15 protein-coding genes are annotated in these 17,521 nt (G+C 68.0%); 14 read left to right on the top strand and 1 reads right to left on the bottom strand.

Features of this window, described 5'->3' with window-relative positions; genetic code table 11:
- The first annotated feature begins 433 nt into the window (after nt 1-433).
- The 7 genes from LZD57_RS18580 (at nt 434) to LZD57_RS18550 (ending at nt 5,866) form a co-directional block, all read left to right on the top strand.
- Nucleotides 434-1,495 carry a LacI family DNA-binding transcriptional regulator gene (locus tag LZD57_RS18580; RefSeq protein WP_233721033.1) on the top strand — a complete coding sequence of 354 codons (1,062 nt, stop codon included), beginning with the start codon at nt 434-436 and terminating at the stop codon, nt 1,493-1,495.
- 75 nt (nt 1,496-1,570) lie between these two features.
- On the top strand, nt 1,571-2,242 hold the full coding sequence (locus LZD57_RS18575; RefSeq protein ID WP_255700044.1) for an amino acid ABC transporter permease: 672 nt from the start codon (nt 1,571-1,573) through the stop codon (nt 2,240-2,242).
- A gap of 10 nt (nt 2,243-2,252) precedes the next feature.
- Nucleotides 2,253-2,909, top strand: a complete 657-nt coding sequence (locus tag LZD57_RS18570; protein ID WP_233721031.1) for an amino acid ABC transporter permease — start codon at nt 2,253-2,255, stop codon at nt 2,907-2,909.
- A 33-nt stretch (nt 2,910-2,942) separates the two neighbouring features.
- On the top strand, nt 2,943-3,746 hold the full coding sequence (locus tag LZD57_RS18565; RefSeq protein WP_233721029.1) for a transporter substrate-binding domain-containing protein: 804 nt from the start codon (nt 2,943-2,945) through the stop codon (nt 3,744-3,746).
- Nucleotides 3,747-3,778: 32 nt separating this feature from the next.
- Nucleotides 3,779-4,558, top strand: coding sequence for an amino acid ABC transporter ATP-binding protein (locus LZD57_RS18560; protein WP_275949688.1), 780 nt, complete (start codon nt 3,779-3,781; stop codon nt 4,556-4,558).
- Between the two features lie 16 nt (nt 4,559-4,574).
- Nucleotides 4,575-5,549: a 2-hydroxyacid dehydrogenase gene (locus tag LZD57_RS18555; RefSeq protein WP_255700043.1), complete on the top strand. Its 975-nt coding sequence runs from the start codon at nt 4,575-4,577 to the stop codon at nt 5,547-5,549.
- Nucleotides 5,546-5,866 carry an EthD domain-containing protein gene (locus LZD57_RS18550; RefSeq protein WP_233721027.1) on the top strand — a complete coding sequence of 107 codons (321 nt, stop codon included), beginning with the start codon at nt 5,546-5,548 and terminating at the stop codon, nt 5,864-5,866. Before LZD57_RS18555 ends, LZD57_RS18550 begins: the two co-directional genes overlap by 4 nt.
- Before the next feature lie 22 nt (nt 5,867-5,888).
- Here the strand turns inward: LZD57_RS18550 and LZD57_RS18545 are convergent, their stop codons facing one another.
- A complete protein-coding gene (locus LZD57_RS18545) occupies nt 5,889-7,469 on the bottom strand; it encodes an acetolactate synthase large subunit (RefSeq protein WP_233721025.1) in 1,581 nt (526 codons plus the stop codon).
- A gap of 277 nt (nt 7,470-7,746) precedes the next feature.
- Here LZD57_RS18545 and LZD57_RS18540 point away from each other — a divergent pair, with 277 nt between their 5' ends.
- The 7 genes from LZD57_RS18540 to LZD57_RS18510 all read left to right on the top strand — a co-directional run bounded on the left by LZD57_RS18540 (nt 7,747) and on the right by LZD57_RS18510 (nt 17,190).
- A complete protein-coding gene (locus LZD57_RS18540; protein WP_233721023.1) occupies nt 7,747-10,377 on the top strand; it encodes a carbohydrate-binding protein in 2,631 nt (876 codons plus the stop codon).
- A 128-nt stretch (nt 10,378-10,505) separates the two neighbouring features.
- The gene (locus LZD57_RS18535; RefSeq protein WP_233721022.1) at nt 10,506-11,582 is read left to right on the top strand and encodes an ABC transporter substrate-binding protein; all 1,077 of its coding nucleotides are present in this window, start codon (nt 10,506-10,508) and stop codon (nt 11,580-11,582) included.
- Nucleotides 11,572-12,468 (top strand): ABC transporter permease, encoded by an 897-nt coding sequence (locus LZD57_RS18530; protein ID WP_233721020.1) that lies wholly within the window; start codon nt 11,572-11,574, stop codon nt 12,466-12,468. Before LZD57_RS18535 ends, LZD57_RS18530 begins: the two co-directional genes overlap by 11 nt.
- 11 nt (nt 12,469-12,479) lie before the next feature.
- The gene (locus LZD57_RS18525; protein ID WP_233721018.1) at nt 12,480-13,259 is read left to right on the top strand and encodes an ABC transporter permease; all 780 of its coding nucleotides are present in this window, start codon (nt 12,480-12,482) and stop codon (nt 13,257-13,259) included.
- Nucleotides 13,246-14,304, top strand: coding sequence for an ABC transporter ATP-binding protein (locus LZD57_RS18520; RefSeq protein ID WP_233721016.1), 1,059 nt, complete (start codon nt 13,246-13,248; stop codon nt 14,302-14,304). Before LZD57_RS18525 ends, LZD57_RS18520 begins: the two co-directional genes overlap by 14 nt.
- 7 nt (nt 14,305-14,311) lie before the next feature.
- Nucleotides 14,312-14,923 carry a cysteine hydrolase family protein gene (locus LZD57_RS18515; protein WP_233721014.1) on the top strand — a complete coding sequence of 204 codons (612 nt, stop codon included), beginning with the start codon at nt 14,312-14,314 and terminating at the stop codon, nt 14,921-14,923.
- Nucleotides 14,920-17,190, top strand: coding sequence for an MGH1-like glycoside hydrolase domain-containing protein (locus LZD57_RS18510; protein ID WP_233721013.1), 2,271 nt, complete (start codon nt 14,920-14,922; stop codon nt 17,188-17,190). The genes LZD57_RS18515 and LZD57_RS18510 overlap by 4 nt, the downstream gene beginning before the upstream one ends.
- Nucleotides 17,191-17,521 lie beyond the last annotated feature (331 nt).

The raw sequence follows: 17,521 nt of genomic DNA, 5'->3' as shown, positions 1-17,521 counted from the left end.
CCGCGAGGCGCCGGGTGCCGGCAAGCGGCACGAGGCCCGGTGGCGAGCATGGTGTTTGTCATAGACATCTGAGCCGAGAAGCCAAGCCGTATTAATATACTAATATATCAATTTGGCTTCGTCGACGTCATTCGGCCCCGACGCGACGCGTCTCATCGATGCCGGCGCCATTCGAACCAGCGACTCATGCGGACCGCCAGCCATGAAGATCACCGGGCTCGAACCCATCCAGATCGCCGGGTCTCCAGCGTATCCGGGAGCGCCGGAGAGCTTCTCCGTTTGAACGTCGCCCCGATAGGCGACGAGCGGCAGTTTCGCCGCCTTCCGACGGGCGATCTCGGCGCCGTGACGCGCGACCACGACGACGGACTTTCGCGAGCCGCCTTCGACGCCTAGGATTGGATCGATCCAATTTCGCGGAGGACCTCGACGGATGGCGGACGATCAGCGACCCGGCCGCGGGCGGCGCCCGACCCTGATGGACGTCGCCGAACATGCCGGCGTGTCGCGCGCGACGGCGTCGCTGGTCGTGCGCAAGAGCCCGTTGGTCTCGCAGACGACGCGCCAGCGCGTCGAAGCGGCCATGGCCGAGCTCGGCTATGTCTACAACGCCGGCGCGGCACGGTTGCGCGCCTCGCGCAGCCGCACCGTCGGCGTCGTCGTGCCGAACCTCACCAATCCGTTCTTCGCCGTTCTGATCGCCGGCATGGAAGCGGTCTTCGAGACGGAGGACCTCGCCGTGATCCTCGCCAACTCCAACGAGGACATCGCCAAGCAGGCCGGCTTCCTCAAGCGCATGCGCGAACATGCGGCGGACGGCGTCATCGTCTGTCCCTGCGAGGGCAGCGACCGACGGCTCGTCGAGGATGCGGCGAAGTGGGAGTTGCCGCTCGTCCAGGCGCTGCGCTACGTGCCGGAAACGACGAGCGACTACGCCGGCATCGACTACCGCGAAGGCATGCGCGACGCCACCGAACGGCTGATCGCCCTCGGCCACCGGGACATCCTGTTCGTCAGCGGCAATCGCCGGCATTCGGCGCGCTTCGACCGGCTGGCAGGCTTTTGCGCCGCAATGGAAGCGCACGGCTTCGACGCCGGCGGCGTCGTCGAACTCCGGCTGACACATACGGCCGCGCGGGCCGCGGCGTCCACCATCCTCGACAGACAGAAGCGGCCGAGCGCCCTCCTGTGCTTCAACGACGTCGTCGCACTCGGTCTGCACCGGGGCCTTCTCGATCTCGGCCTGCGGCTCGGCCGCGACGTCTCCCTCGTCGGCTTCGACGACGTTGCGGAAGCCGCCCTCGTCCTGCCCGGCCTCACCTCGGTGGCGACCCGGCCCTTCGAGGTGGGAGAAAACGCCGCGCGGCTGCTGCTGCGCCGGATCCACGCGCCGGCGGCGGCGATCGAACGCAGGATCGTTCCGACGCGATACGTCGAACGGGAATCCACAGGGCCCGCTCCGGCCGCCCTTGACCATGGACTTGGCCTCCCTTAGATCGATCTAAACGACGCCAAGTCGCTCGAAAGCGCCGCAAGCCGGGAGGCGATGCGGCATGGGAGGTTTCGAGACTTGAACTATCAGCTGAACTTCGCGCCGGTCTTCGCGAACTTCGACCATCTCCTCGCCGGCATGCTGGTGACGATCGAGCTGTCATTCGGCGCGATGCTGCTCGGGACGGTCGTGGCGATCGCCTGCGCCGCCGGCAAGACCGGTGGCCCCGCCCCGGTGCGATGGCTGGTCGACGCCTATATCGAGATCATCCGCAACACGCCCTTCCTGATCCAGATCTTCTTCATCTTCTTCGGCCTGCCGGCGCTCGGCATCCGCTTTTCGCCGAACACCGCCGCGCTCGTCGCGCTGACCGTGAATGTCGGCGCCTATGCGACGGAGATCATCCGGGCCGGCATCGAGTCGATCCAGAAGGGTCAGGTCGAGGCCGGCACCGCGCTCGGACTGAAGCGCGTCCAGATCTTCCGCTACATCGTCGTCAAGCCGGCGCTGCGCACGGTCTATCCGGCGCTGACGAGCCAGTTCATCTATCTGATGCTGACCTCGAGCGTCGTCTCGGTGATCTCGGCGACGGATCTCGCCGCCGCCGGCAACGACATCCAATCGCAGACCTTCGCCTCCTTCGAGGTCTATCTCGTCATCACCGGCATCTATCTCGTCCTGGCGGTGGGCCTGTCCGGGCTGTTTTCGGTCATCGAGCGCCTGGCCTTCAACTATCCGCTGAGCCGCTAGGAGCGACAAGATGATCCGTCCCTTCGGTCTCGACGAAGCCCTGTTCATCGTCTTCGCCATCCAGTGGACGCTGGCGCTCTCGGCGATCGCCTTTGCCGGCGGCGCCGTCGGCGGGCTGATCATCGCTCTCCTCAGGGTCTCGCAGGCCAGACTGCCCCGCTACCTGGCTCTCGGCTATGTCCGGCTGTTCCAGGGCACGCCCCTGCTGATGCAGCTCTTCCTCGTCTATTTCGGCCTCAACATCTTCGGCGCCGGCATCAATCCGTGGCTTGCCGCCTCGCTCGCCCTGACGCTGCACGCCAGCGCTTTTCTCGGCGAGATCTGGCGCGGCTGCATCCAGGCGGTGCCGAGCGGCCAGTCGGAAGCGTCGTGGGCGCTCGGCCTCGGCTATGTCGACAGGATGAAATCGGTGGTGTTGCCGCAGGCGGCTAAGATCGCCGTCGCACCGACGGTCGGCTTCCTGGTGCAGCTGATCAAGGGCACCTCGCTCGCCTCGATCATCGGCTTCGTCGAACTGACGCGGGCCGGGCAGATCATCAACAACGCCACCTTCGTTCCCTTCAAGGTCTTCGGCCTGGTGGCAATCCTCTACTTCGTCATCTGCTGGCCGCTGTCGCTCCTGGCCCGCTGGATGGAACGACGTTTCGCAGTGGCCACCCAGCGCTGAACGGGTGGCCGAACCACAACAGGGAGAACGAACATGAACATCTTCAGGAAAGCCGCGGCGCTCGCGACCGCGGCGGCGCTGTTCGCCGGCTTCGGTGCGGCCTCCGCCGGGGCGCAGACGCTGGAAGCCGTCAAATCGCGCGGCACCATCAATGTCGGCATGCTCGTCGACTTCCCGCCCTTCGGCATTCTCGACACCTCGGGCCAGCCCGACGGCTACGACGCCGACGTCGCCAAGCTGCTTGCCAAGGACCTCGGCGTCGAACTGAAGCTCGTCCCGGTCACCGGCCCGAACCGCATTCCCTACCTCCTGTCCGGCCAGGTCGACGTCCTCGTCGCCTCGCTCGGCATCACCGAGGAGCGCGCCAAGCAGGTCGATTTCTCGCAGCCCTATGCCGGCATCGAAATCTTCCTGTTCGGCGAGAACGACATGGACGTCCCCGACGCCGCGGCGCTCGCCGGCAAGAGCGTCGGCGTCGCCCGCGCCTCGACCCAGGATACGGCGATCACCAAGATCGCGCCCGAGGGCACCAACATCCAGCGCTTCGACGACGACGCTTCCGCCGTCCAGGCGCTGCTTTCCGGCCAGGTGCCGCTGATCGGCGCGTCGAACACCGTCGTCGCGCAGGTCGAGGCCGTGCGGCCGGACACCTACGACACCAAGTTCTCGCTCAGCCAGCAGAAGCAGGGCATCGCGACGCGCCCGGGCTCGACCGACCTGATGGCGGCGGTCAACGACTTCCTCACCAAGGCGAAGCAGGACGGCGCGTTGAACGAACTGCACCAGAAGTGGCTCGACGCGCCGCTGCCGGAGTTCATCGCCAACACCAAGAACTGAGCTTTCGGGCCAGAGAAAGCGGGATGTCAGCGATGAGCAACACTTCGCCCGACGGGCGCTCCGGCGCAGCCGCAGGCACGCCCGCCGTCGAAATGGAGGGTGTCGAGAAATACTACGGCACCTTCCACGCCCTGAAACACATCGACCTGACGGTCGCGCGCGGCGAGAAGATCGTCGTGTGCGGCCCGTCCGGCTCGGGAAAGTCGACGCTGATCCGCTGCGTCAACCAGCTCGAGGCCGTGCAGAAAGGCCGGATCGTCGTCGACGGCATCGAGCTCACCGCCGGGCCGAAGAACGTCGAGCAGGTTCGCCGCGACGTCGGCATGGTTTTCCAGCAGTTCAACCTCTTTCCGCACATGACGGTGCTGCAGAACTGTACCCTCGCGCCGATGAAGGTGCGCGGGGTCGATCGGAGCGAAGCCGAGAAGACCGCCCGCAAGTTCCTCGAGCGGGTGCGCATTCCCGAACAGGCCGAGAAATATCCGGCGCAGCTTTCCGGCGGCCAGCAGCAGCGCGTCGCGATCGCGCGGGCTCTTTGCATGAACCCGAAGATCATGCTCTTCGACGAGCCGACCTCGGCGCTCGATCCGGAGATGGTGTCGGAGGTGCTCGACACGATGATCGATCTCGCCCGCGAAGGCATGACGATGATGGTCGTCACCCACGAGATGGGCTTCGCCCGGCAGGTCGCCGACCGCGTCATCTTCATGGACCGCGGCGAGATCGTCGAAATCGCCGAGCCGAACGCGTTCTTCTCCAACCCGCAGCACGAGCGGACGCGGACCTTCCTCGGCCAGATCACCGGCCATTGAGGCCGCCCCCGCTTTCATGAGGCAAGACGTGAAACACGACATCCTGCTCGTCGAGCCGATGCTCGCCGAGATCGAGGAGCGGCTCGATGCCGCCTATGCGGTCGTCCGGCTGTTCGAGCCGGGCGGGGCCGAAGCCGCCAAGGCGGCGGAGGGCCGGATCCGCGCCGTCGTCACCGGCGGCGGCACCGGCCTTGCCCGCGAGTGGTTCGACAGGCTCCCGGAGCTCGGGCTCGTCGCCGTGAACGGGGTCGGCACCGACAAGGTCGATCTCGACCTCGCCCGCCGGCGCGCCATCCACGTCTCGACCACCCCCGGCGTTCTCACCGACGACGTGGCCGATCTCGCCATGGCGCTGGTTCTCGGCATCCTTCGCCGGCTCGGCGAAGGCGACCGGCTGGTGCGCAGCTTGCACTGGTCGCAAGGCGGCACGCTGCCGCTCGGCTCCAGCCTTCGCGGCAGGCGCCTCGGTATTTTGGGGCTCGGCCAGATCGGGCGCGCACTCGCCAGAAGAGCCGAGGCCTTCGGCATGACGATCGCCTACTGGAACCGCTCGCCCGTCGAGGCTCCGGCGGCCTATCGGCGGTGCGACACCCCGACGGCGCTGGCCTCTGAATGCGACGTCCTCGCCGTCTGCCTCGCCGGCACGGCGGCGACCGAGAACATGGTGTCGCACGAGGTGCTGGCTGCGCTTGGAAAAGACGGCGTCCTCGTCAACGTCGCCCGCGGCAGCGTCGTCGACGAGGATGCGCTGATCGCGGCGCTGAGGGACGGAACGATTGCCGGCGCCGGCCTCGACGTCTTCGTCGGCGAGCCAAAAATCCGCAACGAATTCATGACGCTCGAAAACGTGCTTCTGATGCCGCATCAAGGCAGCGCGACGATCGAGACGCGGCGAGCGATGGGCGAACTGGTGCTCGCCAATCTCGCGGCTTTCTTCGACGGCGCAACGCCGCCGACCTCGGTGATCCAGCTCGAAGGAAACGCACGATGATCGTCCGCCAGGCTCTGTTCGACGGGACCATCCATGCCGGCCGCGAGGCGGAGTTCCGCCGCTTCGTCAGCGAGCGGCTGATGCCGATGTGGCGAAGGTTCGTCGGCGTTCGCAGGGTCGAGGTGATGTTCGCGCTGGAGCGCGACGAAGGGGCCCCCTCCTATCCGCTCGTCCTTGCGATGACCTTCGACGATGCTGCAGCGCTCACCGAAGCGCTGAATGCGCCGGTCCGCTTCGAAAGCCGGGCGGAGACGGGCGAGCTGATGAAGATGTTCGACGGCTGGATCCACCATCACGTCTTCGAACTGGCCGAGTAGCCCTCGCTCCGCCCGTTGCTCCTCAGATGACGGCTTCGATGAGGAACGGCCCCTTTCGGGAATTGGCCGTCCGCAGAAGATCGGCGAGAGCCGCGCCGGTTTCCGCCCGTGCCGCCTCGACGCCATGGCCGCGGGCGAGAGCCAGCCAGTCGAGCGCCGGATCGTCGAAGCGCAGCATGCGGCGGGCGTTCTCGCCATAATCCCGGATGCCGACATTGCGCATTTCGTGTTCGAGGATGGCGTATCGCCGGTTCGACAGGATCACCGTCGTCACGTCGAGCCGCTCGCGCGCCTGCGTCCACAGCGCCTGAATCGTATACATGGCGCTGCCGTCGGCCTGCAGGCAGACGACCCGCCGGTCCGGGCAGGCGACGGCGGCTCCGGCGCCGAGCGGCAGGCCGATGCCGATCGAGCCGCCGGTGATCTGCAGATAGTCGTGCCGGGGCGAGACGTGGCTCGCCGGGAAGAAGGTGCCGCCCGCGCTGACGGATTCGTCGCAGACGATGGCGTTTTCCGGCAGCAGCGCGGCGACGATGGCGCAGGTCGCCTGAGCGTCGAGCGGACCTCGCGGCAAGTCCGCAGCTTCGGGACGCGCAACGGCAGGGGCCGCACCGGCGTCGGCGCGCCGGGCTTCGACGCCGAGGAACTCCGCGAGCAGCGCGAGAGCCTCGCCGAGGTCCTCGTCGGCTTCGACGAGACCGTGCAGGCTCGCGGCCGGATCGTGAAGGAGGCTCGGCTTGTCCGGATAGGCGAAGAAGCCGACCGGCGGCCGCGCATCGATCAGAACGAGCCGTTCGGCCCCGGCGAGATGGGCGACCGCGTCGTCAACCGGATAGGGAAGCTTGGCGACCGGCACCCGCCCCGCGCCACGCTCGATCCGCGCGTTGAAGGTTTCCGCGACGAAGTCGGCCCCGGTCTTCTCTGCGATGGCGGCGATCAGCGCGAGCGGGCCTTCCCGGACGGCCCTGCCCCCGATCAGCAGCACCGTCCGCCCCGGCTTTTCCATCTCCCGCGCGACGGCCCGGACCCTGCCCTCGTCGGGGCGCTTCGGCGCGATCCGCTCCAAGGGCACGATCGGCCCCGGCTCGGCGCGCCCCCAGGCGATGTCGGCCGGCAGGACGAGCGTCGCGACGCCCGGCGTCGAGACCGCCGCCTGCCAGGCCTCCGCGGCCTGCGCCGCGACCTTGTCGGGATGGCTCGCCCGGCCCAGCCAGTTCGACATCGGCCGGGCGAGGCTGTCGATGTCGCTGGCGAGCGGTGCCTCGTATTTCAGGTGATAGGTCGCATGATCGCCGACCACGTTGATCAGCGGCGTTCGGGCGCGCTTGGCGTTGTGCAGATTGGCGAGGCCGTTGGCGAGTCCGGGTCCGGTGTGCAGGAGGGTCGCCGCCGGCTTGTCCGCCATCCGCGCATAGCCGTCGGCCGCACCCGTCACGACCCCCTCGAACAGGCCGAGGACGCAGCGCATCTCGGGCCGCCGGTCCAACGCCCCGACGAAATGCATCTCGGAGGTGCCGGGATTGGCGAAACAGGTATCGACCCCCTGCGCGATCAGGGAATCGCACAGGCGTTCCGCGCCGTTCGTCTCGTTTTCACCGCTCATCGGCGTCGCTCCGCATTTCCATGCCCATGCCGGCTCTCCCAGTGGACGGCGCGAGCGCGCCATCGTCTTTCCCGATTGAATCTAGTTCACCGGCACGGCCGAGCGAGCCGGGTCCGAGATCCACGTCCCTGTCCCGCAATGGCGGCCGAACGGCGGCTTTCGCACTTTTTCGTCTTCGAGCGATCGCGTAGGCTATGGGAGAAGAGGATGGCGAGGCCGCCGACGCGCCGTTCGACGGGGTCGATGACGAAGCAGGTCTTTGGAGGCAGTCGGCCCGGTGACGAGCCCGTTTTCGCGTTTCGACAGCCCGCCGCCGGAGTTCCGGCCCGCCGTCTTCTGGTTCTGGAACCGGATTCCCGGCGAGCACGAAATCCGTCGCGGCCTCGCGGCCATGAAGCAGGCCGGGATCGGAACCTTCATGATCCAGGCGCGGCTGTCGCTGCCGCTTCGCGACTATCTCTCGCCGCCCTTTCTCGATGCGTGCCGGATCGCCTTCGTCGAAGCCGCCAGGATCGGCCTCGAAGCGGTGATCTACGACGAATATGCCTGGATGTCCGGCCACGGCGGCGGCCGCACGGTCGCGGGCGCCGACGACCTTCGCGAACGCCACCTGTTCTGGACGCGGGCCGACGCCGCAAGCGCCGGCGCGAACGGGCGGCTGGAACTGACCGTCTCCGGCATCCGCTCGGACTTTCTGGACTTTCTCGGCGAAGCCGCCCGCGAATGGATCTACGAGGGCGGCGAGGCGTGCTGGGACGACTGGACCGTCGTCGCCGCGCTCGCACACGGCAATGGTTCGACAGCCATCCCGGTCGAGGCCGAGATCGTCGCGGCCGATCCGTCCGGCTGCCGGATCGCGGTCGATGCCGGCGACCTCGCCGGCCGCACGGCCTGGGTCTTCGTCGCGGCCCGCTGCGCCTCTTCGCGGATGATCAACTACCTGCTCCCCGAGGCCGCGGAGCGGTTCGCCGAGACGGTCTACGCGCCGCTCGCCGAAGCCGCCGAGGCGGCGGGCCCGGGTGTCGCACGGGCCTTCTTCTTCGATCATCCCTATGCCGGCTTCTACCGCTGGCGCGAACACTGCGGCGATCTCGGCCACAGCCTCTCGTGGAGCGACGATTTCGGTCGTGCGGTCGCGCCCGAAGACCTCCTGGCCATCGTCGGATGCGTCGGTCCCGAGACGGCCCGGCGCCGCCTCGCCGTCTTCGCGGAACATGCCCGCCGGATGCACGAGGCCTTTTTCGGAACGCTGCGGCGCTGGTGCGATCGGCGGGGCTTCGGCTTCACCGGACACGAGCTTCTCTCCCATGTCGGCCAGTGGGGGCTTCGAGGCGGGCTCGGGCCGCTCGATCCGCGCGGCATGCCGGGCGTCGACCATTTCGGGCTCGACGCGTTCCGCACGGTGACGGCGGTCGACGCCGCCGACTACGGCTCGCAGCTCGCCGCCAAGCTCGGCGACTCCGTGGCACGCTCGAACGGCCGCAGCCGCTGCATCGTCGAACAGTACTCGACCGGACGGGAGATGGGCAGGCCCGGGCTTGCCGGGCAATGGGACCTGACGATCGAGCGGCTGAGAGCCCAGGCCATCCGCCACACGCTGCTCGGCGCCCGGCAGTTCCTGTTCCACGCCGTCTATCTCGACGACGGCCACCCCTGGCGCGACGACGGGCCGGCGAACCTGCGCTTCGACTTTCCGCCCGGCGTCAATTTCCAGCCCTGGTGGGAGGATCTGCCGGAGGTGTTCGACGAGATCGCCCGGCTTTCGGCGTTTGTCGAGGCGGGAGAACCGTTTCGGCCGGTCGGCCTCCTCTATCCGCTGGCCGCCCTCTGGCAGGATGGCGGCACCCCGCCCTGCGCAGACCATTTCGGCTGGTGGGCGCGGGCGCTGGCCGAGGCCGGGATCGGCTACGACGTCCTCGACGAACGCGACGTCGCACGCAGCGCCCTGCAGGGCGACGAGCTCGTCACGACGGGCGGGCGCTACGGGACCCTCATCCTGCCGGACGCGCATGTCCTTTCGGCGGCCGGGACGTCCAGCCGCCTCCGCAGTTTCGCCTGCCAGGGCGGCAGCCTCGTCGCCTCCGGTCGTCTGCCCGAGGCACTGGCAAAGACAACGGTCCTGCATCTTCCGGCGGCGAGCCAGGCCACCATCGAGGGCTTCGTCCGGTCGCTCGATCGCCCTCGCCCGAGCCTCCGTCTCGAAGGCGCGCCGTCCTGGACCTTTGCCGCGCGACACGGAACGAGCTGGCGCCTCGCCGCCTTCAACGAGACCGCAGAGCCCCGAATGCTCCATCTCGACCTCGGCAACGACGCCATGCTGGCCGAACGCTGGGATCCTCAAAGCGGCGCGGTCCGTGCCTTCCCGCTTGCGCCCGACGGGCGGATCGAACTGTCGGCGCAAGGTGTCATCTGCCTGGAGATCCGGCCAGGCGCCGACCCCCGCGGCGCCGGTCCGGGCGATCGACCGAGGGCATGGGTACCGGCGGCGATGCCACCCGTCGTCTTGGCGGACGATTGGGAGTTTCGCGCCGTCGGAGAGGACGAGGGCTTCGTGCCGATCTCGGTCACGGCGGGGTGGGAGCGTCAGGGCTGGCCGGAGCATTCCGGCACCGGCATCTATCGCCGCCGCCTCACCCTCCCGCGCCTGAAGCCCGACCAGCGGTGGGATCTCGTCCTCGACCGCGTCGGCGAGACGGTCGAATGCCGCATCGACGGGTGCAGCATCGGCCGCCGGCTTTACGGCGAAAAGCGCTTCGCGCTCGATCGGACGGGCGAGATCCTCGTCGATCTCCACATCCGCAACACCGGCGCCAACCGCTATTATGCGGGGACGCCCTTCGCAGCCGATCCGCCCACCCACTCCGGTCTCCTCGCGCCGCCGCGGCTCGTCGCGATGGAGAGCCGCTGACGGGGCGTCTGCGCCCACCGCGAAGTGCGATGGAATTGCAATTTCCGCCCGATTGACCGTCCCTTGGTATGATGCTTTATTCGTTTGTACGCTAATAAAACGCAGACACCGATCGGGGGAGTACAGTCATGCTGAAGTTGACGCGACGTCGGACGCTGGCCCTGATGGGCGGCGGACTTGCCACCCTCTCGGGCTCGAAACTTCTGGTCGGCCCTGCCCGAGCAGCCGATCGTATCACCGTCCTCAACTGGCAGGGCTACGGCACGGACGAGAGCTGGGCGCTCGAAGCCTTCACGGCGGACACCGGCATCGAGGTGGTCCACGACTACTTCAACTCCGAAGCCGAGATGCTGACGAAGCTGCGCACCAATCCGGGCGTCTACGACGTCGTGCTGATCAACAGCGCCCGCTCGCAGCAGGCGGCCGGCGAAGACCTTCTCACCCCGCTCGATCTGTCGAACTTCCCGAATGCCGAGGGTCTCGCCCCGGCGCTGCGCGACAACGCCTATCTGAAGACCGACGGGACGCTCTACGGCGTCTCCTGGGTGTGGGGCATGAATGCCCTGGCGATCCGCGACGGCATGGACGAGCCGGAAAGCTACGCCGCGCTGGCGGCGCCCGAATACCGGAACGAGGTCGCCCTGTTCGACGACGCGGTGACGATGATCGGCATCGGCGCATTCCTCTCTGGCCAGGACATGAACGATCCTCAGGATCTCGACAAGGTCGCCGAGCAGCTCAAGGCGATGAAGCCGAACGTCAAGCTGCTCTGGTCGAGCGAGGACCAGTGGAACAAGGCGTTCTCCGCCGGCGAGTTCGACCTTTCGGTTTACTGGTCCGGCGCAGCGGTCCGTTCGCAGCGCAAGTTCAAGCTGCCGCTTCATTTCGTCGTGCCGAAGGAAGGCGCCATCGGCTGGCTCGACAGCCTCTCGATTCCGGCGACCAGCCAGAACCCGGAGGCGGCGCAGAAGTTCATCAACTACATGATCGACCCGAAATTCTACGTCGAATGGGCGACGAAGGTCGGTGCTCCGGCCTCCGCCAACGAAAAGGCGATGGAAGAACTGCCGGCGGACGATCTCAACCGCGAGATCCACAAGCCGGAATACATCGAGACGATGACGCTGATGGCGCCGCTGCCGGACGATCGCCGCACGGCGTTCAACAATCTGTGGCAGGAGGTGAAGGCCTTCTATGCCGCCTGAGGTCGGCGCGGCCGGGCTTCCGGCCACCCGCCGCCGCATGCCGCCATGGCTTGCCACGGCGGCATTGCTGCTGCCGAGCTACGCCTGGCTGACCCTTGCGGTGCTTCTGCCGCTCACCGCGATGTTCGTCTTCTCCTTCCTGCATGCGACCCCGCTCGGCAACAAGCCGGTCGTCTGGACGCTGGAGCAGTATCGCGCCTTCCACGACCAGCCATACCTTCTGGGCGTCGCCTGGACGTCCCTGGCGATCGGGCTGTGGACGACCGGCATCTGTGCCGTCGTCGGCTTTGCTGCGGCTCTCGCCCTGGTTCGCGCCACCGCCGGCCGGACGCGCGAGACGCTGCTGATCCTCGTCCTCCTGCCGTTCTGGACGAACGGGCTCGTCCGGGTCTTCTCCTGGACCATGGTGATCCGCGAAGGCGGCTTTCTCGACGTGTTCGTCCGCTGGTTCTGGCCGTCGGCGCCCTCGCTCGGTTTCCTCTACACGACGCCCGCCATCGTCCTCGGCCTCGTGCATGGCTACCTGCCCTACATGGTCCTCACCTGCTACATCGCGCTGCTGTCGATCGACGACGCGGTGATCGAGGCGGCGCAGAGCCTCGGCGCCAGATGGTGGACGGTGCTCTTCAAGATCCTCGTGCCGCTGGCCGCGCCCGGTCTCGTCACCGGCGCCATCCTGATCTTCGTGCCGGTGATCGGCGCCTTCATGGAGCCGCGCATCCTCGGCGGCCGGGTCGGCGTCACCATGGGCACGGTGATCGAGGACCAGTTCACCCAGGCGTTCAACTGGCCGCTCGGCTCCGCCCTCGCCTTCACCATGCTGGCCGTCGTGCTCGCGGTCTTCGCGACCTTCTCCGGCGTGCTGCGCCGCTCGGCGGCGACGTAAGGGGCGAAGACGTGACAAGTCTTGCCCGCATCTTTCTCGGCCTCGTGCTCGTCTTCCTCTATTTGCCGATCGTCGTGATGGCGGCGATGGGCTTCAACGCCTCGCCGCTCTATGCGCTGCCCTTCGACTTCAGCACCCATTGGTATGAAGAACTCGCCGGCAACGGCCGGTTGATCGAAGCCGGCTGGAACAGCATCTGGCTGGCGGTGCTGACGGCGGTGATCGCCACCGCGCTCGGCACGCTCGCGGCGCTCGCCCTTTGGCGGCGGACCTTCCGGGGCCGGGCAATCCTGCGCATCCTGCTCCTGCCGCCGATCGCCATTCCCTGGCTGATCACCGGCACGGCGATGCTCGTCTTCTTCTTCTGGACCGGCATCGGCCGCGGGCTCCACGCGATGCTCATCGGCCACGTCGCGCTCGCCATCCCCTATGTCGTGCTCGTCGTCGGCACCGGGCTGCAGACGCTGCGCGCCGATCTCGAAGAGGCGGCGATGAGTCTGGGCTCGACGCCGATCCACGCCTTCTTCCGGGTCACGCTGCCGCTGCTCATGCCGAGCATCGTCGGCGCCGCGCTCTTCGCCTTCGCCGTGTCGCTCGATCAGTTCGTCATCTCCTACTTCCTCTCGGTGCCGGGCATGACGACCCTGCCGGTCGAGATCTATTCGGCGATCCGCAAGGGCTTCACGCCCGAGATCAACGCGATTTCCACCATCCTGCTCGTCGCCTCGATGATCGTCATCCTCGGCTTCGCGCGTTTCGCCAGACCGGGAGGCATCGGTGAGCGGAGTTGACGTGACCGGCGTGGCCAAGAGCTATGGCGCCACCAGGGTCCTCACGGACATCACCCAGAGCTTCGAGAGCGGCACCTTCACCAGCCTGCTCGGCCCGTCCGGCTCGGGCAAGACGACGCTCCTGCGGATCGTCGCCGGCTTCGTCGCGCCCGACGAGGGCAGCGTGCGCATCGCCGGCGCCGACGTCACCGGCGTTCCGGTCTATGCGCGCAACATCGGCATGGTGTTCCAGTCCTACGCCCTTTTCCCGCATATGAGCGTCGCCGCCAATGTCGGCTTCGGGCTCGGCCGGCGCGGCATTCGCGGCAAGGCGGCCAGGGCGCAGGTGGAAGAGGCGCTCGAAATGGTGCGGCTGCCGGGCTTCGGCGCGCGCCATCCAAAGCAGCTTTCCGGCGGCCAGCAGCAGCGGGTGGCGCTGGCACGGGCGATCGTCATCAGGCCGGACGTGCTCCTCCTCGACGAACCGCTCTCCGCCCTCGACCGTCGGCTGCGCCAGGAGATGCAAGTCGAACTCTTGCGCATCCAGCGCGAAAGCGGGCTGACGACCATCTTCGTCACCCACGATCAGGAGGAGGCGCTGACCCTATCCGACAAGGTCGCCATCCTCGATCGCGGCCGGATCGTCCAGATGGGCCGCCCGGCGGAGGTCTACGAGCGGCCGCGCACAAAATTCGCTGCCGAATTCCTCGGCGACGCCAATTTCCTGACCGGCATCGTCCGCGCCGGCCGGGTCGAGATCGCCGGCGCGGCCATCGCGACCGAGGATCGCCTGCCGCCGGACGGCGCGACCGTGACGCTCGCGGTCCGGCCGGAAAAGATCGCGATCCGCCCGGCCGATGCCGCCGGAAGCGGGGCTCTGGAAAACAGCCTGCCGGCGACGGTCGCATCCGTGATCTATACCGGCACGGCGTTGACCTACATGCTGCGATCAGGCGACCTTTCCCTGAAGGTCTTCGCCCAGAACAGCGACGGCTCGCCGCTGGCCGAGGGGAGCGCCGTCGTCCTTTCCTGGGCGGCGCGCCACAGCGTGTCGGTCGAAGGCTGAGCCGGTCATGCCGCTCGCAGAGCCCCTGCCCGCCTCCGCCGTCCATGTCGTCGTCGACATGCAGCGGGTCTTCGCCGAGGAAACGGCGTGGCACACGCCGGGCCTCGATGCCATCCTGCCGGCGATCCTCCGGCTGGTCGAGCACCGGCCCGAACGGACCTTCTTCGCCCGCTTCCTCGTGCCGGCACGGGCGGCCGATGCGCCGGGGCGCTGGCAGCACTACTACGAACGCTGGCCGGAGCTGACGGGCGAGCGGATGGACGAGGCGCTTCTCGACCTCGTCGCGCCGCTCGCGCGCCTCGCCGCGGCCGGGCGCATCATCGACAAGACCACCTATTCGATCTTCACTCCGACGGAAACGGACGGGCGCCTGCGGGCCGTCGGCGCCGACACGCTGGTGTTTTCCGGCGTCGAGACCGACGTCTGCGTCCTCGCCTCGGTGATCGATGCGATCGAGCGCGGCTTTCGGGTCGTCGTTGCCACCGACGCGCTGGCGAGCGCCGCCGAAGCTTCGCACGACCGGACGCTGGCGCATCTTGCAACGCGCCTGCCCGAGCAGATCGAGCTCGCGACGAGCTCGGAGATCGTCCGGTCCTGGCCGCGAAAGGACGAGGCATGAGACGTCCGCTGATCGATCCGACCATTCCCGCCGACCGCGCCTGGAACACCTGGTCGGATCGGCCGGCGGAGATGGTGTTCCTGCCGCTCGGCGTCCGCATCACGCCGGTGATCTATTCGACCAGCGCCCGCAAGGCGACGACGATCGGCGCGCGCGACTCCCGGCTCGGCCGCCACGCGATCGACGGCAGTCTTATCGGGATCGAGACGACACACGCCGGCACGCGCCTTTCACTGTCCTACGAAAAGTCCGGCGATCCCTTTGCCGTCGCCGGCCGATGGGAGGGTCTGGAACTCGGCGAATGGGGCCTGCGCTTCTGGGTGACGATCTGCCTTTCGGCGGACGGCGGCGAAACGGTCACCTACCAGCCGGACGAGCGCGCCGCGCTGGTCAAGATCGGCCAACGCTTCGTCGCCCTCGTGGCGGAGGAGGAGCCGGTCCAGGTGACCACGCACCAGGACGTTGCGGCGCTCGCCGCCGACTTCGAGGCGAACGGCTATTTCCACTTGGCCAGCCGCGGCACCGCCGGGCCGACGATCGGCCTGCGCTTCAACCTCGAAATGATGCGCAACGGGCGCTTCGCCGCGGCCGTCGCCGACCGCGCGGACCTCGCCGTCGCCAAGGCCCGGGAGGCGCTGGCCGCTGCCTGTCTGGATGAGGCGGCACGGCCGCCGGCCGAGCGCGAGGCGCCCGTAAGGGCCCTCGAAGCCGTGCGCGACGTCATGGCCTGGAACACCGTCTGGGACCCGGTCAACCGCAGGCCCTACACCGCCGTCAGCCGGATCTGGAACCTCGGCGAATTCGCGGTCTGGTACAACGACCAGACCTATCACGCGCTGATGGCCGGCCTGTTCGATCGCGAGCTTGCGCGCGTCAATCTCGCGGCGGCGATGGTGAGCGCGACGCCGCAGGGTAATTTCGCCTGCATCGTCACCTCCAACGACGCCTGGGTCGACCGCACCCAGACGCCGAACGGGGCTTTCGTCCTGTGGCTGCTCTACCTGCGCACCGGCGAGCGCTCGCTGCTCGAAAGCTGCTACGCGCCGCTCGCCCGCAATCAGCGCTGGTGGCGCGCCCATCGCGATCCCACCGGCGCCGGCCTGGTCTCCTGCGGCACGTCGGACGTCGGCGAGGCGCTGTACAAGGGCACGGCCTTCGGCGCCAGGAACGAGACCGGCATGGACAATTCCGCCACCCACGACGAGGCGGCGTACGATCCGGCGACCCGGACGCTTTCGACCTTCGACGTCGGGCTGAACGCCTCGCTGGCGCTCGATGCGGAGATGCTCGCCCTGATCGCCGCCGAGATGGGTCGCAGCGACGAGGCGGAGGAATTCGGTCGGCTCGCGGAGGAAACCCGCCGGCGCATTCGCGAGGAGCTGTGGGACGAAAGTCGCGGCCTCTTCGCCAACCGGCAGCGGAGCGGCGGCTTCGTGAAAAGCGTCGGGCCGACGAGCTTCTATCCCCTCGCCTGCGGCGCCGCGACGCCGGATCAGGCAGCGTCCCTGCTGCGGCACCTTGCCGACCCCGCGACATTCGGCGGCCGCTTCGTCATTCCGAACGCTGCCCGCGACGATCCCGCCTATCGCGACAACGTCTACTGGCGCGGCCGCATCTGGCCGAACGTCAACTGGTTCGTCTGGCAGGGTCTGCGCCGCTACGGCTTCGACGCCGATGCCGCGGAACTGGCGCGGAAGAGCCTCGCCCTGTTCGAAGCCTCATGGGCCAACGAGCGCATTGCCGCCGAAAACTACGATGCGGAGACGGGATCTGCGACCGACCAGGTCGATGCCGACCGCTTCTACGGCTGGAGCGCGATGCTGCCTTTGATCGCCACCGCCGCGGTCATGGATTTTTCGCCGTGGCACGGCTGGAGCGTGACCAACGCCGGGTCCGACGTCGTTTTCGGCCCGGTGGAAAGTCCGCTCGGCCGGATCAGCCTCACCGTGAGAGACGGAACGCTGAGGCTGACGCGCGGGGCCGATGCGGTCTTCGAGACCGATCGGCGGGGCGCGTTTACCGAGATCGTCTTCGGTCCGGGCTCGTTTTCCTGCCGCGTTCCCGGCGGGGAGGTCGAAGCGACGCTCGCCCTGCCGCAGATCCCCGCCAGCGCCTTCGTCGCGGCCCGGCTCGGCGCGCAGACCCTTTCGGCCGATCCCGCCTCCGGCCATCTCGCGCTGAGGCTGCCGCCGTCGCCGGAGGCGGAACCGCTCGTGGTGTGGTTCGGTCCGCGGACGGTGTCCAACAGCGGCAACACGCCTCGGTAGCGGAATTCGGCGAGGAACGCCCCACACTCCCCGCCGACAGAGGGCTGAAAAGCGGGGTCGAAGCACTGCATATGCGTGGCCTTCGGACTTGTCCCGACGAGACTGACGCATACCCTCGGCTCCGCCGGCAGCCTCATGCCGCGCGGCATCGGCTGAAAAGGATGACCGCGAAAATAAACGCTTCGTCATCCCGGCCTCCGAGCCGGGATCCTGTGTGTTTGGCTTGGTGTATGAAGGGTGCGGGAAGGAGACCGACGGGATCCGGATCGCCCTTCGGGAGATCGTGGCATGGCCTGGTCCCTTCCCGCTTCGCTCGTTCAACCTGAACAGT

Source organism: Jiella avicenniae, from assembly GCF_021390325.1.
Taxonomy (GTDB): Bacteria; Pseudomonadota; Alphaproteobacteria; order Rhizobiales; family Rhizobiaceae; genus Jiella; species Jiella avicenniae.
Note: the sequence above shows the minus strand (reverse complement) of the source record. Positions and strands in the feature narration are given on the sequence as shown.

Coding starts and splice junctions, on each gene's coding strand:
- LZD57_RS18580 (WP_233721033.1), top strand. CDS start 434: ATGGCGGACGATCAGCGACCCGGCCGCGGGCGGCGCCCGACCCTGATG.
- LZD57_RS18570 (WP_233721031.1), top strand. CDS start 2,253: ATGATCCGTCCCTTCGGTCTCGACGAAGCCCTGTTCATCGTCTTCGCC.
- LZD57_RS18565 (WP_233721029.1), top strand. CDS start 2,943: ATGAACATCTTCAGGAAAGCCGCGGCGCTCGCGACCGCGGCGGCGCTG.
- LZD57_RS18560 (WP_275949688.1), top strand. CDS start 3,779: ATGAGCAACACTTCGCCCGACGGGCGCTCCGGCGCAGCCGCAGGCACG.
- LZD57_RS18555 (WP_255700043.1), top strand. CDS start 4,575: ATGAGGCAAGACGTGAAACACGACATCCTGCTCGTCGAGCCGATGCTC.
- LZD57_RS18550 (WP_233721027.1), top strand. CDS start 5,546: ATGATCGTCCGCCAGGCTCTGTTCGACGGGACCATCCATGCCGGCCGC.
- LZD57_RS18545 (WP_233721025.1), bottom strand. CDS start 7,469: ATGAGCGGTGAAAACGAGACGAACGGCGCGGAACGCCTGTGCGATTCC.
- LZD57_RS18535 (WP_233721022.1), top strand. CDS start 10,506: ATGCTGAAGTTGACGCGACGTCGGACGCTGGCCCTGATGGGCGGCGGA.
- LZD57_RS18530 (WP_233721020.1), top strand. CDS start 11,572: ATGCCGCCTGAGGTCGGCGCGGCCGGGCTTCCGGCCACCCGCCGCCGC.
- LZD57_RS18515 (WP_233721014.1), top strand. CDS start 14,312: ATGCCGCTCGCAGAGCCCCTGCCCGCCTCCGCCGTCCATGTCGTCGTC.
- LZD57_RS18510 (WP_233721013.1), top strand. CDS start 14,920: ATGAGACGTCCGCTGATCGATCCGACCATTCCCGCCGACCGCGCCTGG.